Here is a 22,093-nt window from a genome sequence, read left to right as displayed (position 1 = left end):
AGCAAATGAAAAAAGAGCGCTCAGCCAGATGGGCTAAGCGCTCTAAAACTTCTATAAAACGTTGATGTACAGACCGTGTCAGAAAGCCGTAGGATTCCATTGAAAGGTAGCCGCGGACTTGGATGGAAGGGTAGATTTGAAAACCTTATTTCCCTGCCGAACCTTAAATGTCTTTGTGTTCTCTCCTGTATTGGCGGCAATCAGGACAAGCGTACCGTCCGGATTGCAGTAGGCGACCGTTTCGATACTTCCACTATAATGTGTAGAATCAATACGTACCGCACCTGGACGGACAAATTTGCTGGCGTGCCCAATCGCATAGTACTCCACATTTTTCGTAACTGCACCGCTTAACGGGTCGATGGTCACTACACCTCTACAGTTGGTGCACCCCCCATTGGTCGGCCCCCCGGACGGGTCAAGTGCGATATTCCAAAAGAGGACATTTTGCGACCAGTTTCGGGGTGCACCAATGATCAGCTTGGACATATCCCAGCTCAAATCATCTCCAAAGCCCGGACTCCACGCTCCCCCACTACATTCTGTCATATATACAGGCTTATCTGGAAAAGCATGATGCACATCTTTCATCGCCGTAGGTTCTCCTTTGTAGCAATGAAAGGCTGTTCCATGCGTATAGTTTCGAGCTTGTTCATCTCCTAACACGGTCTTGGCATATTCACTCCCTGTATCCCAGTTATGGTCAAAGGCAATAATCTGAGTAGATAAATGGTTTCGATTTAGGGTTGGGCCCAGATATTGTTTAATAAAATTCGCCTGTTCTGCTGCCCCCATACTCATGCTGGGATACTTGGACGTCGTGAATTCTGGCTCATTTTGAATGGAAATCGCCTGAATCGGAATCCCTTCGTTCGCATAAGCCTGTAGGTAACGAACAAAATAGTCAGCATAACTTCTCTGGTGAGGATACAGGTGTAGACTGCTCGTTAACTGGGAAGGTTACCGGCAACTTACCCGAAGGATTTACATCTCCAAATAAGACGCGCGCTATAGCATTCCCTTGCTCTTGTCCAGCAAACCATGCTTGTACGATGGAAGGGACTTTGTCCTGCCATGTATCCATTTGCACGGCTCTACCGCTCATTTGTACGACAATGGTTTTCGGATTTACAGCCGCAACCGCACGGATCAGCCGATCCTGATTGTTCGGGAGCTCCATATCGGAACGCTCAACATATCCCTCACTCTCATACGTGCGCGTAACAACAATCGCAACATCCGATTTTTTCGCCAATTTCACAGCGTTGTCAATCAGCTTATCTGACGTATCTGCCGGAGGTTCCCAGCCCAGACGAACCATACCACCGGAATCCCGACCATTGGTCGGATAATCAGCGCGGTATTCAATACGTATCTTGTGCTTTTCACCCGCTTTAAGGGAGATGTTTTTCTTCGTAGTGCCCAGCTTTTCACCTTGATTGTCCACGAAAAGCTTATCGTCGAGATACAGCTTGCTTGATCCCAAACTGGTTAATGACAATGCATAGTCACCATCCTTGGGAGCTGCAATTGCCCCTGTCCAGCGTGCAGATATCAAGCCGTTCAGTGTCGTTGGTGTATTTGGAACTTTAGGAGACTTTGCATTGAAGCCCTGATAATTATAAAATCCAAGGTTCATATTGACTTGGTCATCATTGCGTACAAGAATCGGATTGCCTTCCATCTTGTTATTCTTCCAGTATTCGCCTCGAAGTCCCTGTTCGCCATCTCCATAAGTCGCATATCCAACACTGATATCCTCTTTCTCATCAGATGTAGTCAACAGTGAAGACGGAACAGCAGATGGCCCTGGCATAATGTCTCCTGCAGAGATCGGGTCTGTGCCCGGTGCATATTGGACGGTAACTCCTTTGCCGACACGATTGCGGATGCCCTCTAACGGACTCACGGTATACGTCGGATTCACCAGCGAACTGCCTCCGCCTGCCACAGTGCCGTTATCTGCATCGGGGCCAATCACAGCAATAGACTTGAGTTTATCTTTAGACAATGGCAATGCATTGTTTTTATTTTGAAGCAGTACCATACTTTCCTCAGCCACTTGACGGGCTGTCTTGCCATGGTCACGGGCATCAATTTGGTTATTTTGAGCCGGGTGATCAAATAAACCTTTGCTGAACATTTGCACCAGAATGCGCCCAGCCTTATCATCAATCGTTTTTTCACTTACCTTACCATTCTTGACAGCAGCCAGCAGCTGATCTCCCCATTTTCCATAAGGAGTCCCCGGTGTTTCCAGGTCCAAGCCACTATTTGCCGATTCGACTGTACTCAGGTTCGCGCCATAATCACTCATCACGAAGCCCTTGAATTGCATTTCCTTTTTCAAGAGATCTGTCATGATGGTCTTGTTCTCACATGCCGATTCGCCATTGACCTTGTTAAAGGAGCACATAGCTCCGCCCAAGTCTGCCTTGGCAATAGCCTCCTGAAACGGACGTATGTAAATTTCATGCAGCGCACGGTCACTGATTTTTACATTTGTTGTGAAACGCTCTGTCTCCTGATTATTCATAAGGTAATGTTTGGCAGTCGCCAGAACAGGATGACTTTGTATACCTTTGACATAAGCGGTCGCCATTTGAGATTGCAGTAGCGGGTCCTCGCCCATAGATTCAAAGTTTCGCGATCCCCATGGAATACGGGCAATATCCATCCCGGGTCCAAGCACCACATTATGAGTTGTATTAAAAGCCTCGTCTCCGAGCAAATCCCCATACTGTTTGGCAGCTTGGGTATCCCACGTTGCAGCCAGCGCAATTGGAGCAGGCAACGCAGTCGATTGCTTGTCCTGCACATCCGGATTAGCGATACGTACACCTGCAGGTCCATCTGCCATCGTCAGCGCCGGAATGCCCAACCGCTCCATCGAATTATTATAGAATCCATAGTAATTGTTGACCTTGCCAGTTACCAAATCTATTTTTTCTTCCAGCGTCATTTCCTGTAGCAGCAGCGCTGTCCGTTTCTCAGCCGACAGGCTCGCGTTCATCCAAGGCCGATCTGTCCGGCTTCCTGCCGCTCCTGCAATATTCATAGGTCCGATCACAACAGCCGCGATCACTGTCATCATCACCATACGGAACAACCATGTTGATTTCACTTTCACGTTTGTAATTCCTCCTTGATGTTAGGTCATGAGGTGAATGCCTATTCAACGCTCACAGGCTTGTAAAGGCTCTCGATCCTGCGAGCTCCGACAAGAATCCAGAGCCACGGGATAAGCAAGCAAGTCAGCAAAAGCCGCAATGGCTCAAGTGACACGTTAACCACCCTACCGCACATTTTCGGAAATTTCATTGAAAGTTTTTGGAAATTCAATACTAGGACCTTCATTCTTTTTCATAAAAAGAGAGCGTTTACAATTCAGTTAACCGATGAATAAATTACACTTTTGTAACTTTTTAATGACGGTTTTTTAACTAATTTAAATCACAAAAAATGATTCATATGTCCCACTCTTGACTTACTCATATGGCGTTACCTAGCGTGCGACCAAAGTCGCTATTTGGGAATTGGAAAGACTTATGTATACAAAAATAACGCTCACAAACAAAAAAATTCCAGAGAACCTGAAAGGTCCCTGGAATGAATATGATTATTCAAACGGATACCGAAGTCCCCACTGTGAACGAATCTGATCCATCAGTTTCATAATTCCTAATGATTCATCTAAAGAAATAGTAGAACTTTCGAGCAAACCTTCGTTCAAGCAACGCCCGACTTCTTCTGCTTCAAAGGCATAGCCTGTAGAGGATCGGTCATCCTGAAAGTGTTGTGCCTCTTCACCGTCCACAACTAAAGTAGCCGATGTGCTGTTTAGGAATGACGGAATGTGAATATAGCCCTTGGTTCCATGGATGTATGCCTCATTCGTCAATCCGAGACGGACTGCCCCGTTAAGCATAGCCGTGCGTCCTTGCCCATAATCCAGCAAGATCGAAAATGTCTCGTCAACGCCTGTCTCCCCGATATGAGCAGTGCTCCATACATGCTCAGGTTCAGGACCGAAGACCATTGAAGCAAAAGAAACCGGATAAATTCCTGCATCTAACAGAGCACCTCCGCCCAGCTCAAGGTTCAAAAGCCGGCCCTCCGGGTTCCAATCTACCCGAAAACCAAATTCTGCCTTAACCAGCTTTACCTCGCCAATGTGTCCCGCATGTATCCACTCCTGCACTTGGCGAATCGGAGGCAAAAAACGTGTCCACATTGCTTCCATCAGGAATAGCTTACGCTCACGTGCAAAGCCGATTAGTTCCTCCAATTCTTTACTATTGACGGTGAAGGGTTTCTCACACAAGACCGCTTTGCCCGCCCGAAGAGCCGTCAGAACATTTTCTTTATGAAAAGGATGAGGAGTCCCTACGTAAATAGCATCTACCTCGGGATCTTGTGCTAATTCCTCATAGCTCCCGTAAGCTCGTGATATTTGATGCTTAGCTGCAAATTCGGTAGCGCTTTCAATAGTACGTGATCCAACGGCATACCCTTCTCCATTCGTAACATGCGCCAAATCCGCCACAAATTGATCTGAGATCCAGCCTGTGCCGACAATTCCCCATTTAATCTTTTTGCTCATACTTGTGTCCCTCCCAGCAATTTGGTTAACGTTGACTTACAACATACCCTTTTATTCTAGCAAACGCCTGTCCTAAACAAAAGAAATTCCTGCTCAGCGATAGTTTATATTGCGGCTTGGCAGCAAGACGACACGGCGGCCACTAAGTCACACATTTTGAACTGGAATTTCCCTCAGCATTGTTTTGGTTCAGGATCATTTTATTGAATAATGTATCTGTAAAACTTTTTATCCACTTTCATGACTGGAAAACTAATCGGCAATTCTCCTGGATCTACACTAACAAATCCATTCTTCTCATAAAATCGATGAGCTGCTACGAATTGTGGTGTTGTTCCAAGATAGATTTCTTCAATAGACCTTTCCTTAGCCCATCCTATGGAATGATGCAATAATTGATTCGAAACATTGAATGTTTTACCTCTATAGTTTTGTTTTACAAACATCTTTCTAAGTGCTGTCTTACGGTTCCCAATATCTAACAAAGCTATAGTCCCTATTACGGTTCCTTCACGAAGAGCCACCCAGAAGTTGCCGTTGCCACGCTGATAAAAGTTTTCAATATCAAGCAAATCTGGCTGATCTTCTTTGGTTATGACGATATTATATTCATCTTTTTGAATATGTAAAATTAAATCGACAACTTGTGATTGATACTCGGTTGAGTACTCTTTTAGAAAGATACTTTTAAACATCGTTATGTTCTCCTATGATCGTCAATTGTTATACTGTTAGATTTCCATCAAACCACAGAACCTAAAATATTACCCATATCTCCTTATTCGTGCTTGATAAACGCTCAATATTAAATAACTCAACCTCCGCAACTAAACTAAGTTTCCACCTACACAGTCGAGGATTTGAAACCATTGTCTAGATGCGAACGTTGAGTTCATTATAAATCTATATACATCAGAATTCTATTCTACGCTTGAAGCTGTGTAAGAATTTGCGGGTCCTTGATCTTCTGATCCTCGGCCAACAACACTATTTTGGATAAAATCTCGGCTGTTCTTGGGTCTTCGTCCAGAAACGGCAGGAAGATGCGTCCACGATGCTGCGAATGCACCGGAATAATATGCAGCGCTCCCTTCGCTTGCTTATAGACACCCCCGCTTCCCAAATGCACAGCATATTCGCCAAGAGTCCCATCTACACGTGCATAATTCCCATCCACGCGTACATTGCTAATTTTCAGCAGGCGAAGTGATTCCTGCACAATGACCCTACGCATTTCAATCGTCGTCAGACTGGCCTCTGGATCAACGCCGCCTACATGGGCAACACTGACAACCAGATCCACGTCCCGCATAACTTCGGAGAACAGAACAGGAGGAACTTCGTCCAACGGTACGCTCTTATACGTTGTCCGATCAAAGAACTGCACGGTCTCCAGCGTAGGAGCCTCGGTATCTGCTGGTGAGAACCAGTCCGCCATGGCATACAGGTTGGCAATCAGATTCTCAGCATAGTACACCTTCTGGAGCCCATCCTCATAGCTGACCGTCCATTGGCGACCTTTCAATAGGGATACCGTCTTATTCGGCTGTACCTGGTGTCCCGCATATCGACGGGAAACGGTCGCGTTGGCACGTTCATCAGCATTCAGCAGGTACAGCTCACGAAACACCTGCTTAAATGGCTGGCGTATCTGACGGTCGAATAAGTCCTTCTGGAAGTCGCTCCAACGGCCACTTTCGAACAAGTGAAGGGGGTGAGCGATAATCAGCTTATCCTCTTCTCCTATAGAATGCTGTTCAGCAGAAGGATCAGTCAACACCAACGTATCCCCATTAAAATATCCGAGGTGCTCGCCAGCCTTGAAAACCAGTGTCCGCACCAACGGAGCAAGCACAGGATTACCCAGCAATCCTCTCAATTCCTTCACCATAAAGGTCGTGCCAGACTCCATAGAGCGCTCCAATTCCTTCCGAGCTCTGCGATACTGATCCACCAGATCTCCTTTAAGCTCCTTCAATGCCGTAATATACTCATCCTTCTTGAAACGAGCCGGAATGGATTTCAGCGTCTTGCCTTTGCTTACAATTTCAATATCTGCCGCTCCTTCATCATCAATGACGAGCTGCACCGTTGTAGCCTCGTCCAAAGCATGTGGCTCGAAATAAGACCGGAGATCATCCAGCTTGCGAGCCTCCATGTCCCAGACGAGACGGGTTACGTCATCATAACCTGCGTTACGTGCCAAATTCCCGAGTGCAATTCGTGAAACGAGTGCCTCACTAGCCTTACGCTGTGCCCCAAATTTTTTGCTTTGTTCCAGAAACCTTTGGATAAAATCATAACGTTCGCGTACATCTGGTTCAGGTGGCTGAGCAAGTGGAATCAAACTGTAGGTCAGCAAATGGTCTTTGTTTCGCTTGTCTTCCACTGATTTTTCCATTTCACTCCGTTTGAGCTTACCCAGCGTCGCATCCGCAAACAACTGGGATCGACGATGATTGGCTCCAGCCGAAATATACTTGGCACAATCGTACAGCAGATCAAAACGTTCCTCGCCCAACGTCTCGTAAGCCTCATGAAACCAGTGAATATCGAAGGCACCATCATTAAAATCTTGCGGAGCAATCGGCGAGTAATGAGCTACAATCGTTTCCTTCTCGGCCGAAAAACCTTCATTGATATGTGCATGGAAATACCATGCCGCACTGCGAAGTCCTTCCCATCCGAGATAACCCGCTACAATCTCAATCCACTGCGGGGCATACATTGCCGCCTCCAGCAGACGTTTATCTGTAATTTTAGTGTCCTTTAACTTTTCCTTGAGCAACGTGGCATCCTCGCCCTCACTCGGATAACATGCCTTGAGCAAGTGACTGAACGATTCCTTTTTGGTAATACGATCACCGTAACCGTACACATAACCACGCACGAATGTTTCCTTGTCGAGACCCTCCAGAATACGGATAAAATAATCCATGCCTTCAATTCGGTTCAAGCCCATAACCTTTGGCGTAGCCTCGGTAGGCAAATCGCCTCGAACCAATTCAACCTCTAACAGTCGATCAATAACCGTACGGCGTATCTCCAAAAATTCCGGGTTGCTAGAAATCCATGTATTGCGGGCATTGGTTAAGGTACTCATATGTCTTCTGCTTTCACTACCGGCCAGCAGTTCCCGATATACTTCCCCTACACCGATCAACCCTTTTTCATAGGCTTTGAAATAATCCTCCAGATCCAGCGGAGAATAAAAACGTTTTTCCGCTCCTGGCAGTTCTGCGTAGTTCACAAAAGTATGGAAAAAGCGCTTAAAGGACTCATCGTCATGGACCTGCCCCTTCTCCAGTGCCACCCACGGGCCGGACAATAGATGGAGCATTCCCAAATCCTCTACTGGTCTGTCCTTAGGCACGCACTGCATTAGTGAATTTAAAGCAAGGTCAATTACGTCAAATGTTTGCTCACCGGATGTGTCCATAAAATAAGCATTAACTAATGTGCTTACCTGATCGGAGTAGGTCAGCTCTGCCATCCATCTTTGAACCTCGTTAATCCGATCCACAGGATACATTTGCTCGGCGAAATCTTTACGCCATCCTTCCAGCAGCTTGTGCTTGCTTAGCTCTGAATAGTCCATGTTAAAAGAAAAGTATCGATAGTAGCGATCCAGCGTTCGGTCCATAGGCTCCAATCGGTCATAAAAAACAAGCTCCAGCAGTTCACGCGCTTCTATGCCGCTTTCCTGCAAATAACGGTCCCACTCCTCGTAAAGAGGATATAAAGACAGCCTGGAATCTACTTCTTCATCGACCTGAACCAGCCGTAGAGGACGAAGGTTCGTCCCAATAAGCAATGTATCTTTGTAGCCCGAATAATATTCCGCTGTATATTCCACATCACGATGATGATGAACAAGCTCATCCAGTCCAGTCAAAAACTGCTTGAGCTTCTCCAATGGACTAACAAAAACATCGGCCAATCTAAAATCACCCAGATCCACTTTCTCTTCCAACCAAGCTTCCTTGACATTCGGATCGTACAGGCCAAAACCGTTAGACCCTGTATAAGCATCCTCCTGTCCCAGCTTGGACAACAGTTGCTCCTCTTTGGCGGTAGGTTGCTGAATGATATCGGCCAAAGCCCGCAGGTTTTCATACTGTTCGGCACGATCCGGATCTGCATATATCTTCGTCAATACCTCAAGTCCACCCAATCGTTGCAGCTCCGCCTTAGCACGCAGCAAGCGTTCCAATGAGCCAGCGAGCGGCTCTTCCGATTGTGAGAGCAACACACCAATGACACTTTGTCGCAATGAGCCCGTCTTGAGCTTTAGTAAGGCTTCCATTTGTTGCATTTCTGGTTCCGACAGCGTCAGCTTACGCGCCTTGGCCACAGCGAACTCACGGATACTCATACTTTTGTCCGACAAACTGGAAAAAATAAAATCACGCTGTACCGTATCCTCAGGATTTTGCACAAAATGGTTCAACAGTTCGCCACGCAGATTAGGGCTAATCTGTTCCTTTAAGGCTATGATTTCCCCAATCCAAGAAGCGTCCATATCATAACCAGCGAGATACAGCATTTTTTGAATAGGCGCATCTGAGCGGTAATACAGATTAACAAAATCCAGCACCTTGGAGGGCTCTGTGGACTCACCCTTTTTCATATGTACGAACAGGTTATGAAGTCGTTCAAAATCCTTACGCCGCTCCTCTTTGCTCTCCAGCAAAGGAGTACGCACCACTTTAACGATCCGATCCGCGACCGTCCCGCCTTCTATCCATTCATAAAAATAATTGCTTGTATAGTTCGTCAGTATCCAATATTGAAGCTCCGGGTCCGTTTCATCCAGATATTCTCTCGCAATTCCGAGGCGCACATCCTTGTTGTCACTGTTAGACAGTACGTACAGTGCTACAATCTTCTGGTAAGTTGCTCCTTGCTCCATGAGTTTCCGAACCTGTCCATACAGATCACGTTCCTCATGTACTGCGGTAGCCCACAAACTCATATACACTTCATTAGCATTTGAGCTTGTCAGCCATTCCTGGCGCAGTTCACTACGAGTCAATGCTTCATATGCCTGCTCGATCAGTTGGCGAACGACCCGCTGATTGGCGGATTCTAAGCCCATTCCCGTCCATACTGCAAGCGCCCGCACCACCGAACTGTAACGAATGAAGCCTTGGTCGATGATCACCTTTAACAGATATATGAGAGCCTCTGGAGTTCCTTCATCCATTTGTTCCACGATACTTTGGCGCAATCCCTCCTGGAGTTTGGCGGCTGCCAGGAGCTCGCCGATCATGCGATAATTCTCCTCCTGATGACTCAGGAGCATGCCTTTAATCATATTGCGTGTAAGTAACGCCGCCTGATTATCCCCATAAATAATAGCTTTTAGCGCCTCAAGCACCTGTGAATTGCCGTTGTCTAGCTCGTAAGCAATCCAATCACCAATCGTTTCCTGAATCCGGTAATCCCTACCTGATTCATAACCTTTTTTCGTTAAATAATCCATTATAGAGAATCCGATACAGTCCATTCGGATCAACTGCACCATTCTTTTATAAATCCGAGAAGTATGGGCCGTAATATCCGAAGTACGAAACGGCTTTCGCGCATACCCGGTGCTGTATGGATATTCAGTCACATGCTCTGTTAGATGTGCGAATACATCGCCCGCTGTTTGTCCAATTAGAGCACGCAATACCTCTGTCAGTGGCTTAAACAGCGGTTCTCCGCTTTCTGTCGCCCGTTCTTTTAATATTCGCTGACATTCGTTAAATGGCTCCTCGTTCTCCTGTATGTAATGAAGCTTACTCAGTTCCACAACATACTGAGCCAACTCCTGTTGTTGTCCCTCCAGTTGCGCCGCGCGCTCCTTCAGTGTGGTGAAATATTCTTGCTCATTGTTCTCTCGATGCATATTTCATTTCCCCCTCTACCATAGGCCTCCAGCCAGCATTGTGAAGCGTATAAATACAATTTCGTTCCCATCCTTAAGTGCCAAAGGAGCATCCAGTTCAATAGTTTCCTCGTCACACACAAAAACTCTGTATAAACCATCTTCAAAAGCCTGCATCGCTGTGTTCACAGCATCCTTAATATCCGGGACACCATCATTATATACGGAACCGAATCCTACTTTGCCTATCTCGCTTTGTGCCTCAACTTCCTCTCCCGTGAGGAATGGAATCAGCGCGACACTCTCCTGCTTATCCCGCAGCTTTTGAACATTCAAAGCAACGGTTGCAGTAATCAAATCTCGCAATGTTTCTGGAGCAGGACTCAGCTCTATTTCCTGTCGTGCGAGTGCGGGCTTGCGTTTTCCCAGACTTTTTACAGTTACAAGCAGCTTCATGCCGTTCCCCTTCCTTTTTATTCACGCTTTTGACCCGTTGTCAGCTGAATTTTTTGACCCATTTAAAACACCGTTAATGAAATCGAAAACGAATGTTTGTTCGTATATTTATTTTAATAGGTTCCTTATCATTACTCCATCACCCTTTATGACCAAAATTCATAATACTGTAATACACTAAAATCTTAAAAAATAAGACTTTGTACCCTGATTTCGATGAAATTTATCCATATTAAGGATGAAAAAGAAAAAAACCTGCACAAGGGAGACCATCTGCTCTTCACAGACTTCACTCCATTATACAGGTCAAATATCATCATAAATAATGTTTCAATACTTATTTCAGGATTTTGCAAAATTCGATTCCAGTCGCTCCAACGTGCAAGATATAGACGAACTAAACCATTTCGATCTATATCTTATTCATTGGAAGTCGCTTATTGGATTTTTGCAAAATCCTCATTTATTTAAAATGCTGGAACAACGCTATCCTTGTAATTGTCCTCAAAAAATTTACGCACTTCCGGTCCGGTCATTCGCTTTGCCAGCTTTTGAATGGCATCGGAATCTGCATTATCCTTACGCGCTACCAGATTAATGGCAAAGTGCGTATCGTCTTTTTCGGTAATCAGCGCGTCCTTCTTCGGTGTCAGACCGAGCGGCTTGGCATATGCGGGATACATGGCAGCCATGTCCACATCATCCAGTGAGCGCGCCAGCATCAACAAATCCACTTCTTTAAACACAAACTTTTTCTTATTCTCAATAATATCAGCCTGTGTAGCATTATAGCCTACGCCTTCTTTAAGCTTGATCAAACCGTTTTGCTCCATCATTACCAAAGAACGTCCTGTATTGGCCGGGTCATTGGCAATGGCAATAGTCGCACCTTCGGGCAGGTCTTTAACGTTCTTGTATTTTTTGGAGTACGCACCATAAATGGCGTTGTAAATTGGTTTTATCGCTACCAAATCAGACTTGTTGCTTTCATTATATTGTTGCATAAAAGGAGCATGCTGAAAGAAGTTAGCATCCACTTCATGGCTTGCCAATGCGTTGTTCGGTTGGATATTGTCTGAAAGCACGACGATTTCCAGATTGACTCCGTCCTGTTTAAGCAGCGGCTTCACGATATCCAGCACATCTGTCATCGGTGGGATGAGCGTCGCTATTTTCAGGGTCACTTCTTTTTGGGAAGTCGCTTCTTTAGACTGTGTTTCTTGTGCAGCCTGCTTTTGACCACCGCATCCGGCAACCAGTAGCATAACGACAGCAAATAGTGTAAGTAATTTCAAGTTCGTTTTCATGTTGTTTTTCCGACTCATTCGATGTGGAACCTCCAAAATTAGTTGTGATCGGGAAGATAAAAATGAGTTACAGCATAGCCGCTTCGCGTGCGGATTGTTCTTCCGATCGCTGACGCTTCTCCAGAACAATTCTGCCCGCTCCGCTTTGGAGGCACTGTAAAGTCATTTTTATTTCCCGTAGTGGGCGGTGCAAGTGTTAATGAAGAGATTCATAAACCATTTACCGCTTGTCGATCCGGCGGGATATGGTGCTTCCGGTGAACTGGATCGTTTGTACGAAAATAATCATGACGACGATGGTGAACGCCATCAAGCCTGTTTCAAAACGCTGGTAACCGTAGCGGATGGCAAAATCGCCTACCCCGCCGCCACCCACAATGCCCATCACCGTGGAGTAGGAGATGAAGCTAATGGTGGACGTGGTCAAACCCAGTACAAGCCCAGAACGAGCTTCCACGTACAGAAATTTGAAGATAAGCTGAAGAGTGGATGCCCCCATAGAAGTAGCGGCTTCAATTACACCCTTCGGCACCTCAAGCAATGATTGCTCCACCAGCCTCGAATAATAGGCGATGGCCACCACTGACAAGGGAACCGTAGCAGCCATCGTACCCAGCGCCGTCCCTACGACCAGACGTGTAAATGGAATCATAAACACGACGAGCAGCAAAAACGGGAACGAGCGGATGACATTGACCACACTGTTCAATAGGGTGAACAGCAGTCGATTTTCATATTTTTGACCTTTGCCGCACAAATACAAAATCGTTCCTGCCGGAAGCCCTAACAGTACAGCTGCTGCGATGGAAATCCCTACCATGATAAACGTCTCTCCGATGGCTTTCCATATCTCAGACTGATATTGCGCAATGATGTTCAGCATTTCATTCATCAGCTTCACCTGCTTTCGCTGTTGAACCTACCGCAGCGTCAGCTACACGTTGCGTGGAAAGCAGCTGTCCATCCCGCATTTCTGATACATGGGTACAAATGTTGCGTACCACGTCCATATCGTGCGTTACAATTACAATGGTAACTCCCAGTTCACGGTTGATCTCCCGTAACACGCCCAGAATATCCGCGGTCGTCTGCGGATCAAGGGCCGAGGTCGGCTCATCACACAGCAGCACCGCAGGTCGATTCGCCAGCGCTCTGGCTATCGCTACACGTTGCTTTTGGCCTCCGCTCAATTGTGCCGGATACTGTTCTGCTTTATCAGCTAAACCGACGAATTGCAGGCATTCGCGCACACGTTCTGCTCTCTCTTTTTTCGCGACACCTGACAGCTCCAACGGCATTGCTACATTTCCACTGACCGTCCGATTGTGAACAAGATGATAATGCTGAAAAATCATCCCTATGGATCGCCGCGCTTCACGGAGACGTTTTTCCGGCATGCGAGTCAGATCTTCCCCGTTCACAACCACGTTTCCCTCATCTGGCCTTTCCAATACATTCATCAACCGGAGCAAGGTAGACTTACCGGCACCGCTGGCACCTATAATACCGTGAATTTCCCCCTCCTCCACTTGAAGGGACACGGATTGAACCGCATGAAATTGGCCGCTTGAGGTGGTATAATGCTTGCTTACCTGATGCAGCGTAATCATGAAACCTGGCCTCCTGATGATCCATTTCTCAGGGAAAATGTAATAAGCCCGCCAGCCCAGGCGGGTCTGTACGAGCCGTCAATTCCCATTGCATTAATATACCACAGAGCAGAAAACGGGCAAAGCCTTTTGACAACAATTAACGTACATCCCACACCCCTACATAAGGAAGGCAAATCCCAAGTCCCCAAGCCAGCGTAAGCATGACGACAAAATAGAATATGAATACAATATCTATAGCCGAATAGCCGATCGCATAATAATACGTTCGCTTGGTTTCATTGGTAAAACCCTTGGCTTCCATAGCAATAGCAATGCGCTGAGCACGCCGAATACTTTGAGCGAGTAGCGGAATCGCATACCTGCGAAGCGTGGCATACATATTCCATTTGGACACATGCTGATGTAAACCTCGAATACGGTGGGCTTGTCTCAATGCCTGGAATTCCTCCACCATCATAGGCATCAACCGCATGGCTGCCAAAAAGCTGTATGCATACTTCGGAGGGAGCTTCCATTGTTGCATCAGTGAATAAAAAAGGTCCACTGGACGAGTCGTTAAACCAAACAACAAACCTACCGCAGCCATACTCAGCGCACGAAAGCCCAGATGCATGCCTCGGTAAAAGCTTTCCTGCGTCACATGGATTAAGCCCCATGTCCACCAGGTCGTCACCCCTTTGCCGAACATCATCATGCCCGTTGAAGTTGAAATAAACACCAATATAAAGGGAGATCCGTACAGCAGCAGCCTCTTCCATGGATGGCCTGACCAGACAAGCAGCAACAGCATAGCACACGCAACATTAAACATGACATTCGGATCATGAATGACTATAACGACCACAAACAGGATGGAAAACATCACGAGCTTTAGGCCCGGATTAACGCGATGCAGCCATGTTTCATGATGGGGAAAGGACAGGTTCATACTGTAGTTCCCCTTTCTGAATCCGCCATGTATCGGTACAATATCGACGGACAATTTCCGGGTCATGGGTGACCATCACAATGGCCGTGCCTGCCGCTCTCAGCTGCTCCAACATATCCAGCATGACAAAGGTATTACGCGCATCCTGCCCAAAGGTCGGTTCATCGAGCAGCAGCACTTCCGGCTCACGAATCATAGCCGTAGCAATACTCAACCGCCTTTTTTGGCCTAACGAAAGCTGATACGGATGCCGCTCGTCCAGCCGCTCCAGTCCGAACTGTACGAGCATCCGATCGACCCGTTCCCGGCACTGTTCAACGGTATACAAGCTCTTGGGTAACGAATACTCTAGTTCCTTTCGTACGGTATGCGCTACAAATTGCAGCTCGGGATTTTGAAACGCGAACCCGATACGCTCTGCCAGTTGTTCTGTACTGCCTGCCTCAATTCCGCGCACGCTATAACGTCCCTGTGTGCGAAGTAAGCGCATCATGGAGAGCAGTAGCGAGCTTTTGCCAGCCCCGTTTTCACCAACCACGCCAATCCAGTCGCCAGGCTTCACCTGCGCATGCTCCACATAAATCACTGAACTTAAACCGCGGAGGCCGCTAAAATGTTCCAGCTCCAGCACATCAGTCCCCGCACCATTCTGTTGCGTCACTGCTTCACTCCAACGTGGCGAAGACGCTTCATTCCATACTCCCGGATACCACACGCCGTACTCGGACAATGCCTGCCGGTGCACATGAAATACTTCTTCGGCCCTTCCATCTGCAATGATCTCCCCTTGAGCAGAAAGCACCACAATCCGATCCACATCATGGACAATTTCATTAATTTTATGCTCCACAATCACCAGTGTCTGGTCTACCGAAATGTTGCGAATGGTATCCCACACCTGTGTAGTGCCTTCCTCGTCCAACAAAGCCGTGGGCTCATCCAGAAAAAGCACTTCTGGCTCCATAGCCAGCACAGACGCAATCGCCAGCCGCTGCTTCATTCCCTGTGACATGCTGCCAATGGGCATATGTATATCATCCGTCGATAGACCCACCTGTATCAGCAGCTCGCGAATACGGGATCGCATCTGCTCCCGGGGAACCTGATTATTTTCCAACACAAAAGCCAGTTCCTCATCTGCATATGACATACAGAACTGCGTATCAGGATCTTGAAATACAATACCTGAGACACTTGGGATTACAGCAGCATCGCATTTCATAGGCACTTCTATCGTGCGTGGAATCAGACCGCTTAACACTTGGAGCAGTGTTGATTTACCGCATCCACTCGGTCCCAGTAGCAGCAGCTTTTCCCCCTTGCGGACAGACAAAGACATATTGTGAAAAAGCAGCTCTTGCTCACCGGGGAATTTCAACCGTAGCCGGGTGATCGAAGCCACCACATCTTCGGTTGCCCGGCTCATCAATCCAGCCCCTTATAATCTTGTTCCGTTGCAGGCCTCAAACTTCGCGTGACTCCGGTTACCTCCAATGCCTTAGCCAGATAGAACGCGAATACCCCGGCAATCACAATACTGCCAATCATCCGAAATCCAATATACAAAACATAGTTCCAAGTCGATAGCTGATCAATATACCCGTAGCTGAAGTCTAAAATCAGAGAAGTGACAGCCGCCCCAGCCGCAGCTAGCGAAGCAACCCACAGGTTTGCGTTCCGATACAGAAAAGCCGCAAAAAACAGCTCCGCTCCCAAGCCTTGCAGCAGGCCATAGTACAAGGTGGACATCCCCCATTCGCTTCCCAAAAAAGCACTGACCGTTGCCGCTGCCACCTCTGCCAAAATCGCAACACCCGGCTTGCGAATGATGAGATAAGCAAACGTACCTGCCATAAACCACATGCCATACATCAGTTGCTCGGCGTGTAGACCCAATGGTTTCATCAAATCATAGGCAGGCCCCCATATTTTGTAGATCAACCCGAACACAACAGCGATCACAATCGTGACCAAAATATCCGTCAGTTTCAACCCTTTAAACGCTCTTACAGCAGTATTCATTATTGCGTGCTCCCCTTTTTCCTTATAGTTGGCCTCTTGGCCATGAAAAAAAGCTTGTCTGGAGCTGAATCTCCAGGCAAGCTTTATGCGCAGTAAAAGGTGAAGCACCATACAAAACATCATTCGTCGATATGCCTTATATAACCAGTAGTCTAAACTACTACACTGATACCCAGCCAAGTCAGGATCAAGGTAAAATGCTAGGACATACATTGAATCTATCGACAACCGCAAAAAAAAGCGGCATTCCTGTATAGTGTTCTTGGTTTCTCTACGCTGGCATTACCCAGATCAGATTTCACGGTCAGTGGCAAGGGCCACCCTCTCAGCCTGACTTTCTCAAGCTCCCGACAATGCTTTTTTAATTCACTATAATATATACCACATCTATGGCTTTGACAATCCTATAATCCGAAGAAACGTTTAGCCGTTTCCGTCGTCGCGATTTCGATCTCCATCATGCTTCGACCCGTGCATTCGGCTATCGTAGCAGCAATGTGAGCGAGATACATGGGCTCATTACGCCCTTCTTTAGGCTTCACAGGCAAATTACGCGGGGTCAAAAATGGAGCATCCGTTTCAATCATCAGACGGTCCAAGGGAATATCTCTGACCAGTTCACGCAGATGCTTCCCCCGCCGTTCGTCGCAAATCCAGCCGGTGATTCCGATATACAGTCCCATTTCTACATACGTACGCAATTCCTGTTCCGTGCCGGTAAAACAATGCACTACCGCTTTATCGACAAGCCCTTGATACTCCCGAAGCATAGCGACAAAGTCCTCATGTGCATCTCGTTCATGCAGAAATAACGGCATTTTCAGCTCACCCGCCAGTTGGATTTGCTCGCCAAACCATCGGCGCTGCACATCACGTGGCGAAAAATCACGGTTATAGTCCAATCCGCATTCCCCTATGGATACGACCTGCGGCTGACCCGCCAACTGGCGGAGCTGCTGAATCGTGTCTGCACTGCAGTCTTTGGCATCATGGGGATGCACGCCAGCTGTCGCATACAGCTTGCCCGGATAACGTGCTGCATACTGAGAAGCCTCCCGACTACTGCGGACACTGGTCCCGGTAATAATCAGCGGTGAAATCCCTACAGCCGTGGCTCTCTCTACCACCTGTTCCCGATCCGCATGAAACGAACGGCGCATCAAGTTCACACCAATATCAATTAACGGTGTACCCCGTTCCATCTTAATCCCTCCCTCGCAAACTACAATCTTGGATCAATCGGCTCTGATTCCAGAGATAGCGCGGCAAGGACGCATTCATGAATACGATCTACCGTATCCTTGCGGACAAAACGTTCCACGCCTTCCATACCAAGCGCTCCTTCCATCAGGGCATGACGCTCCTTTTTGTTCGTTCGACGCTGCTTCAGACGCTTTAAATTCTCAGGGGCAAGATAATCCATACCGTAAATAATGTGCAAATACTTCCGGCCTCTCACCTTGATTGCAGGCTGAATCATCTTGTCCCGATTTTTCATCAAAAAGCGTTCCGGCTTGATCACAATCCCCTCATGACCATCCTCTGTCATCTCGTTCCACCAGCGAATGACCTCTTCCTCGCTTGCTTCGTCCGTGATGACACGATACTCTGTCTCCATAAACAGGGAAGACAGCCCAGCCAGCTCCCGGTTTTGCTCCATATGCCAAATATGAGAATGGTCGAAAAAAGTCTTTCCACTGTGTGCCAGCGTATGGAACGGTGCGATACGAATTTCATCCAGACCGTCCACATCCCAGCAATATTTTTGAAAAGCCTCTTGAAACGTCACGGCATTCGCGTACTTCTGTTCCATTTCCTCCAACCAGTCTCCAACCTCTCGGCCCGCAACCTTCGCCTGCTTCAGCTTGTCTACCAGCTTACAGCGATCCAGCAGAGCTGCTTCCCCCACATGCGCATATTGTGCAGCAATCAGTTCCCGAGCCTTGAGATTCCACGGTACAATTTCCGCATCCAGCAACACAAAATCCGTCTGGTTCCGTTCAAAATATCCGGCATCCACTAGATCCGCATTCAGTTTCTCCAGCACTTGCTTCCCAAGGCTTTGTTCAAAGAAAGCTCTCCCGCTCCGACTGTAGATCGTGCCCAATGTCGGGTAGCCTACATACTCGACAGCGGCCTGTTCGTTTTTGAATAATAGCAAAATAGCCCGGCTACCCATATGTTTTTTCTCGGCCACCATCGTTTGTACCCCTTGCCCGCGATAATAAGCCAGCGCTTCACGCGGATGCTCCAGATAACCTTCCTCTGCAGACACCGCTGGAGCAGGACTCATGGTCGGTGGAATATACACCAGTTCCTCTATCGGTACTGTCACATGTGACACGGCATCTATAGCGGTTTTGACCGATTCTCCTTGAACGCGCACTTCGCCATACGATTCCGTCAGTACACTGTAACCAGCGATGAGCTTGCGTAAATTCGGCGGGGAAAACCGTTTTCTCTGCCACCGGACAAGTGGGCTATCGGGATCATTCGCATAATTCTCATGTGCCGGAACGCTGACAAATTCCTTTTCCGGAAAACGATAAGCGGTCAGCATACCGCCAAATACCACACCCTGATCAATATTCACCGTCTGATTCACAAGGGTAGGCTGCGGTCTAGGATCATGTCCCCATACTACTATTTCTCCCGATTCATGGTCTACGAACCAATCTTTGCGGATTGGTTTTCCGTCTGCATCCTGTCCTTCCGTATCTCCATAACGGCAATAATCAGAAATACGTGCCGACTGTTTGCCGATAAAATGATCCTTAATCCCCGCATGAGCCACGACCACGTGTCGCAATCCATTCCTGCCAAAAATAAGATGTGAGGGTGCATGTAGCAGAAAATCCCTTAACTCGCTTCTAAGCTGTTCCGCCGCTGCCTTGCCCGCTTTTTGTTCATACTGGGCCAGTTCCTCTGCAAATCGTTCATCCCCATGACTGAGAGTCACCTTTCTTCCATCAAGGTAACGGCCGATTTTCCAGCCATGATTGCTGTCAATCATATACGCTAGTCCAGCATCCACGTGCTTTTTCCAGAACTGCACCGCTTGTAACGATTTGGGGCCACGGCTCATCACATCCCCGACAGATACCAGTCTTCTGCCATCTGGATGATGGTATAGTCCTTCCGTATCTTCCGTATATCCTAGCCGCTCTATCACTTCCAGCATCTCACGGTAGCACCCATGGATATCACCAATGATGTCAATACCTGAGCCAATCTCATGAAACAGTGGCTGCGCACGGCGAACAAAATTCATTTCTTCTATATCCTTAAGGATATAGCAAGCGTTAAAGCCTTCCTCACGGATCCCACGCAGGTTCCGCTTTAACAGCTGTGCCTGCTGCTTGACCCGTTGGCGGCCACGCGGATGCTCCCTGCCTAAATCACGTTCCAGCAGCACAGCTTCGGATACATCCAGTACCAAAGCCATTACAGGAACATGCGCCTTGGCTGCCAACTGTACATATTTTTGACGGTCCTCAGCATACAAATGGGTGGCATCCACAACCGTCAGCTTATTCAAGCGACAGCGCATAGCCAGAATCGTATCCATCGCCTCAAACGCCTTGGCTGACATTTGCTGATACTCATAGAACAGTACGTCCGATTCCAGTCTTGGAAGTCCACTCCAGTCTATAAATTCCGTATCTCCGACCAGCTTGCGAAAATGATCCGAGGATACCACTTCTGTCTCCAGCAGAATCCCTTCGCTCACCAGCTTGTCTAATAATGTGGTTTTCCCACTGTTGGAGGCCCCCACCAACACAACCAGTCCAGCATGCGGTAAATGAATCGTACGTTTGGATGAATTGCTCATGCTTCCTTCTGCTCCTTTCTGCGCGTAAATATAGCCATTTGGGTCGGTTGTCCAAAGCCTTCGACCTCTTCTCCAATCCCCTTCAGCGCTACCGAATAAGGAGCTTCCACAATCCACTGCTCACATCGTTCCTGAAACTCGCTTCTACTCCATTCAAAACGGTGATCGCCATGCCGCATCTCTTGCTGATTCATACGATACACTTCATTATATTCACGATTGGGAGTCGTCACGATCAGCACGCCCGGCTGATACTCCGTTACAATCGTCTTCATCACCCGGTTCAGACGATGCTCATCCACATGCTCAATGACCTCACATAGGATCATCACATCTTTTCCCCGCAATTGTTCATCATAATAAAAGAGAGAGCCCATCATGGGTGTAGGACTGATCGCATCGGCATGCCTTTCCAGCTTGTTAAAACGCTCCACGGCTCTCAACTGTGCATACGCAGACGGCTCCACCGCCCAAATCTCTTCAACGCCCGTCATTCGGGCCATCCGAGCCGATAGCTTCCCTTCCCCTGAACCCAAATCTACGATTTTCTGTCTGCGAGGCAGCTTGCGAATTACGTCCATAATAGCTTGATACCGCAGCTCATTTAGCCGTACTGTAGGCTGTTGCTTCCCTTCCTCATGTGGCTGTTCTGGCTGTTGAATCTGTTCGTGCTTATCCTTTTGAGCTTGGACAGTATCCTTTTCAATATGTTTTTTAATACCTATTTCATCACAATCAGATTGCTCAAATTGCTCAATCAGATTGGTAAAACGAAGCGTGCGTCGAATGATAAGCTCGCGTAGCGGATGCGCTGACAGCCAGCCTTCACCGTAACGTCTCAGCTTGTCAAACTCTTCTTCACTGATATAGTAGTGCTTATAGTTATCCAACACCGGAATCAACAGCAATAACTGACGTAGCGCATACTGCACCGTCTGATGGCCACTTAACGTGACATATCTGACAGTGCTTCGATTTTTCAGCTGAAAAGAATAGTCTGCTTCCCCTCGTTCTATGTCCACTTGATAGCCCAGCGGAGCAAATAGTCCCTCCACCACAGAATCCGGTAAATCCGAAGCAACAGGCCCAAACGATAACTCCAGCGCGAAAGGATGCGTCACCCATTCTGCATACTCTTCTTTGGGTTTGCCGTTCAGTGCCGTACCAAGCGAGCCACGAATATAGGTGCAAAATAAGCTGCTGGTTACAAACTCCCGGTCATTAATATATTGTGTAATATCATAGCTATCTGGACTGTTTTTGACCAAATCTATCGAATCTGGCGAAGCCTGAATGACGATTTCTGCCTCTTCCTCGGTAAACACGGTGTACACCATGCGTACACGCGCACCCTTTTCCGTGCGATCATACGTATTGTAGGGATTTTTGGCAAGCAAGTGCGAAATCATCCCAGCATTGTTTCCGGTTGCTTTTAGCGTGATGTGCATACTCTACTTCTC

The 22,093-nt window shown here is 47.4% G+C and carries 13 protein-coding genes, 2 pseudogenes and 1 riboswitch; all 15 genes and pseudogenes read right to left on the bottom strand.

All coding sequences use genetic code 11. The annotated features are described in order from the left end of the window. Positions 1-78: 78 nt before the first annotated feature. Positions 79-918, bottom strand: a pseudogene (locus ACYCS5_RS19720) (glycoside hydrolase family 30 protein); the annotation flags it as partial. Further along, positions 914-3,130: pseudogene (locus ACYCS5_RS19715) on the bottom strand (glycoside hydrolase family 3 C-terminal domain-containing protein); the annotation flags it as partial. The pseudogenes ACYCS5_RS19715 and ACYCS5_RS19720, both read right to left, overlap by 5 nt. Positions 3,131-3,619: 489 nt before the next feature. Then, a complete protein-coding gene (locus tag ACYCS5_RS19710) occupies positions 3,620-4,603 on the bottom strand; it encodes a Gfo/Idh/MocA family protein (protein WP_029517581.1) in 984 nt (327 codons plus the stop codon). A gap of 200 nt (positions 4,604-4,803) precedes the next feature. Continuing rightward, entirely contained in the window at positions 4,804-5,298 is a 495-nt protein-coding gene (locus ACYCS5_RS19705) for a GNAT family N-acetyltransferase (RefSeq protein ID WP_029517582.1), read from the bottom strand. A gap of 230 nt (positions 5,299-5,528) precedes the next feature. Further along, positions 5,529-10,496: a DUF5724 domain-containing protein gene (locus ACYCS5_RS19700; RefSeq protein ID WP_459760022.1), complete on the bottom strand. Its 4,968-nt coding sequence runs from the start codon at positions 10,494-10,496 to the stop codon at positions 5,529-5,531. Positions 10,497-10,511: 15 nt separating this feature from the next. Continuing rightward, on the bottom strand, positions 10,512-10,931 hold the full coding sequence (locus ACYCS5_RS19695) for a hypothetical protein (RefSeq protein WP_459760021.1): 420 nt from the start codon (positions 10,929-10,931) through the stop codon (positions 10,512-10,514). Between the two features lie 467 nt (positions 10,932-11,398). Continuing rightward, a complete protein-coding gene (locus ACYCS5_RS19690; protein WP_029517585.1) occupies positions 11,399-12,256 on the bottom strand; it encodes a MetQ/NlpA family ABC transporter substrate-binding protein in 858 nt (285 codons plus the stop codon). A gap of 202 nt (positions 12,257-12,458) precedes the next feature. Beyond that, complete coding sequence (locus tag ACYCS5_RS19685) at positions 12,459-13,130, bottom strand: methionine ABC transporter permease (RefSeq protein WP_039272472.1); 672 nt, start codon at positions 13,128-13,130, stop codon at positions 12,459-12,461. After that, complete coding sequence (locus tag ACYCS5_RS19680; protein ID WP_340954391.1) at positions 13,123-13,848, bottom strand: methionine ABC transporter ATP-binding protein; 726 nt, start codon at positions 13,846-13,848, stop codon at positions 13,123-13,125. Before ACYCS5_RS19680 ends, ACYCS5_RS19685 begins: the two co-directional genes overlap by 8 nt. 139 nt (positions 13,849-13,987) lie before the next feature. Then, a complete protein-coding gene (locus tag ACYCS5_RS19675) occupies positions 13,988-14,779 on the bottom strand; it encodes an energy-coupling factor transporter transmembrane component T family protein (RefSeq protein WP_459760020.1) in 792 nt (263 codons plus the stop codon). After that, complete coding sequence (locus ACYCS5_RS19670) at positions 14,754-16,205, bottom strand: ABC transporter ATP-binding protein (RefSeq protein WP_459760019.1); 1,452 nt, start codon at positions 16,203-16,205, stop codon at positions 14,754-14,756. Before ACYCS5_RS19670 ends, ACYCS5_RS19675 begins: the two co-directional genes overlap by 26 nt. After that, positions 16,205-16,801 carry an ECF transporter S component gene (locus ACYCS5_RS19665; RefSeq protein ID WP_459760018.1) on the bottom strand — a complete coding sequence of 199 codons (597 nt, stop codon included), beginning with the start codon at positions 16,799-16,801 and terminating at the stop codon, positions 16,205-16,207. Before ACYCS5_RS19665 ends, ACYCS5_RS19670 begins: the two co-directional genes overlap by 1 nt. A gap of 250 nt (positions 16,802-17,051) precedes the next feature. Further along, positions 17,052-17,161, bottom strand: a riboswitch (TPP riboswitch). A 44-nt stretch (positions 17,162-17,205) separates the two neighbouring features. After that, the gene (locus tag ACYCS5_RS19660; RefSeq protein ID WP_459760017.1) at positions 17,206-18,003 is read right to left on the bottom strand and encodes a TatD family hydrolase; all 798 of its coding nucleotides are present in this window, start codon (positions 18,001-18,003) and stop codon (positions 17,206-17,208) included. A gap of 20 nt (positions 18,004-18,023) precedes the next feature. Continuing rightward, positions 18,024-20,633, bottom strand: a complete 2,610-nt coding sequence (locus tag ACYCS5_RS19655; RefSeq protein WP_459760016.1) for a polynucleotide kinase-phosphatase — start codon at positions 20,631-20,633, stop codon at positions 18,024-18,026. Then, positions 20,630-22,081 (bottom strand): 3' terminal RNA ribose 2'-O-methyltransferase Hen1, encoded by a 1,452-nt coding sequence (locus tag ACYCS5_RS19650; protein WP_165150001.1) that lies wholly within the window; start codon positions 22,079-22,081, stop codon positions 20,630-20,632. The genes ACYCS5_RS19655 and ACYCS5_RS19650 overlap by 4 nt, the downstream gene beginning before the upstream one ends. Positions 22,082-22,093 lie beyond the last annotated feature (12 nt).

Source organism: Paenibacillus sp. SEL3, assembly GCF_054602585.1.
Note: the sequence above shows the minus strand (reverse complement) of the source record. Positions and strands in the feature narration are given on the sequence as shown.

Excerpts from the sequence above, each read along its gene's own strand:
- ACYCS5_RS19710 (WP_029517581.1), bottom strand. The coding sequence starts at position 4,603 with ATGAGCAAAAAGATTAAATGGGGAATTGTCGGCACAGGCTGGATCTCA.
- ACYCS5_RS19705 (WP_029517582.1), bottom strand. The coding sequence starts at position 5,298 with ATGTTTAAAAGTATCTTTCTAAAAGAGTACTCAACCGAGTATCAATCA.
- ACYCS5_RS19700 (WP_459760022.1), bottom strand. The coding sequence starts at position 10,496 with ATGCATCGAGAGAACAATGAGCAAGAATATTTCACCACACTGAAGGAG.
- ACYCS5_RS19695 (WP_459760021.1), bottom strand. The coding sequence starts at position 10,931 with ATGAAGCTGCTTGTAACTGTAAAAAGTCTGGGAAAACGCAAGCCCGCA.
- ACYCS5_RS19690 (WP_029517585.1), bottom strand. The coding sequence starts at position 12,256 with ATGAGTCGGAAAAACAACATGAAAACGAACTTGAAATTACTTACACTA.
- ACYCS5_RS19685 (WP_039272472.1), bottom strand. The coding sequence starts at position 13,130 with ATGAATGAAATGCTGAACATCATTGCGCAATATCAGTCTGAGATATGG.
- ACYCS5_RS19680 (WP_340954391.1), bottom strand. The coding sequence starts at position 13,848 with ATGATTACGCTGCATCAGGTAAGCAAGCATTATACCACCTCAAGCGGC.
- ACYCS5_RS19675 (WP_459760020.1), bottom strand. The coding sequence starts at position 14,779 with ATGAACCTGTCCTTTCCCCATCATGAAACATGGCTGCATCGCGTTAAT.
- ACYCS5_RS19670 (WP_459760019.1), bottom strand. The coding sequence starts at position 16,205 with ATGAGCCGGGCAACCGAAGATGTGGTGGCTTCGATCACCCGGCTACGG.
- ACYCS5_RS19665 (WP_459760018.1), bottom strand. The coding sequence starts at position 16,801 with ATGAATACTGCTGTAAGAGCGTTTAAAGGGTTGAAACTGACGGATATT.
- ACYCS5_RS19660 (WP_459760017.1), bottom strand. The coding sequence starts at position 18,003 with ATGGAACGGGGTACACCGTTAATTGATATTGGTGTGAACTTGATGCGC.
- ACYCS5_RS19655 (WP_459760016.1), bottom strand. The coding sequence starts at position 20,633 with ATGAGCAATTCATCCAAACGTACGATTCATTTACCGCATGCTGGACTG.
- ACYCS5_RS19650 (WP_165150001.1), bottom strand. The coding sequence starts at position 22,081 with ATGCACATCACGCTAAAAGCAACCGGAAACAATGCTGGGATGATTTCG.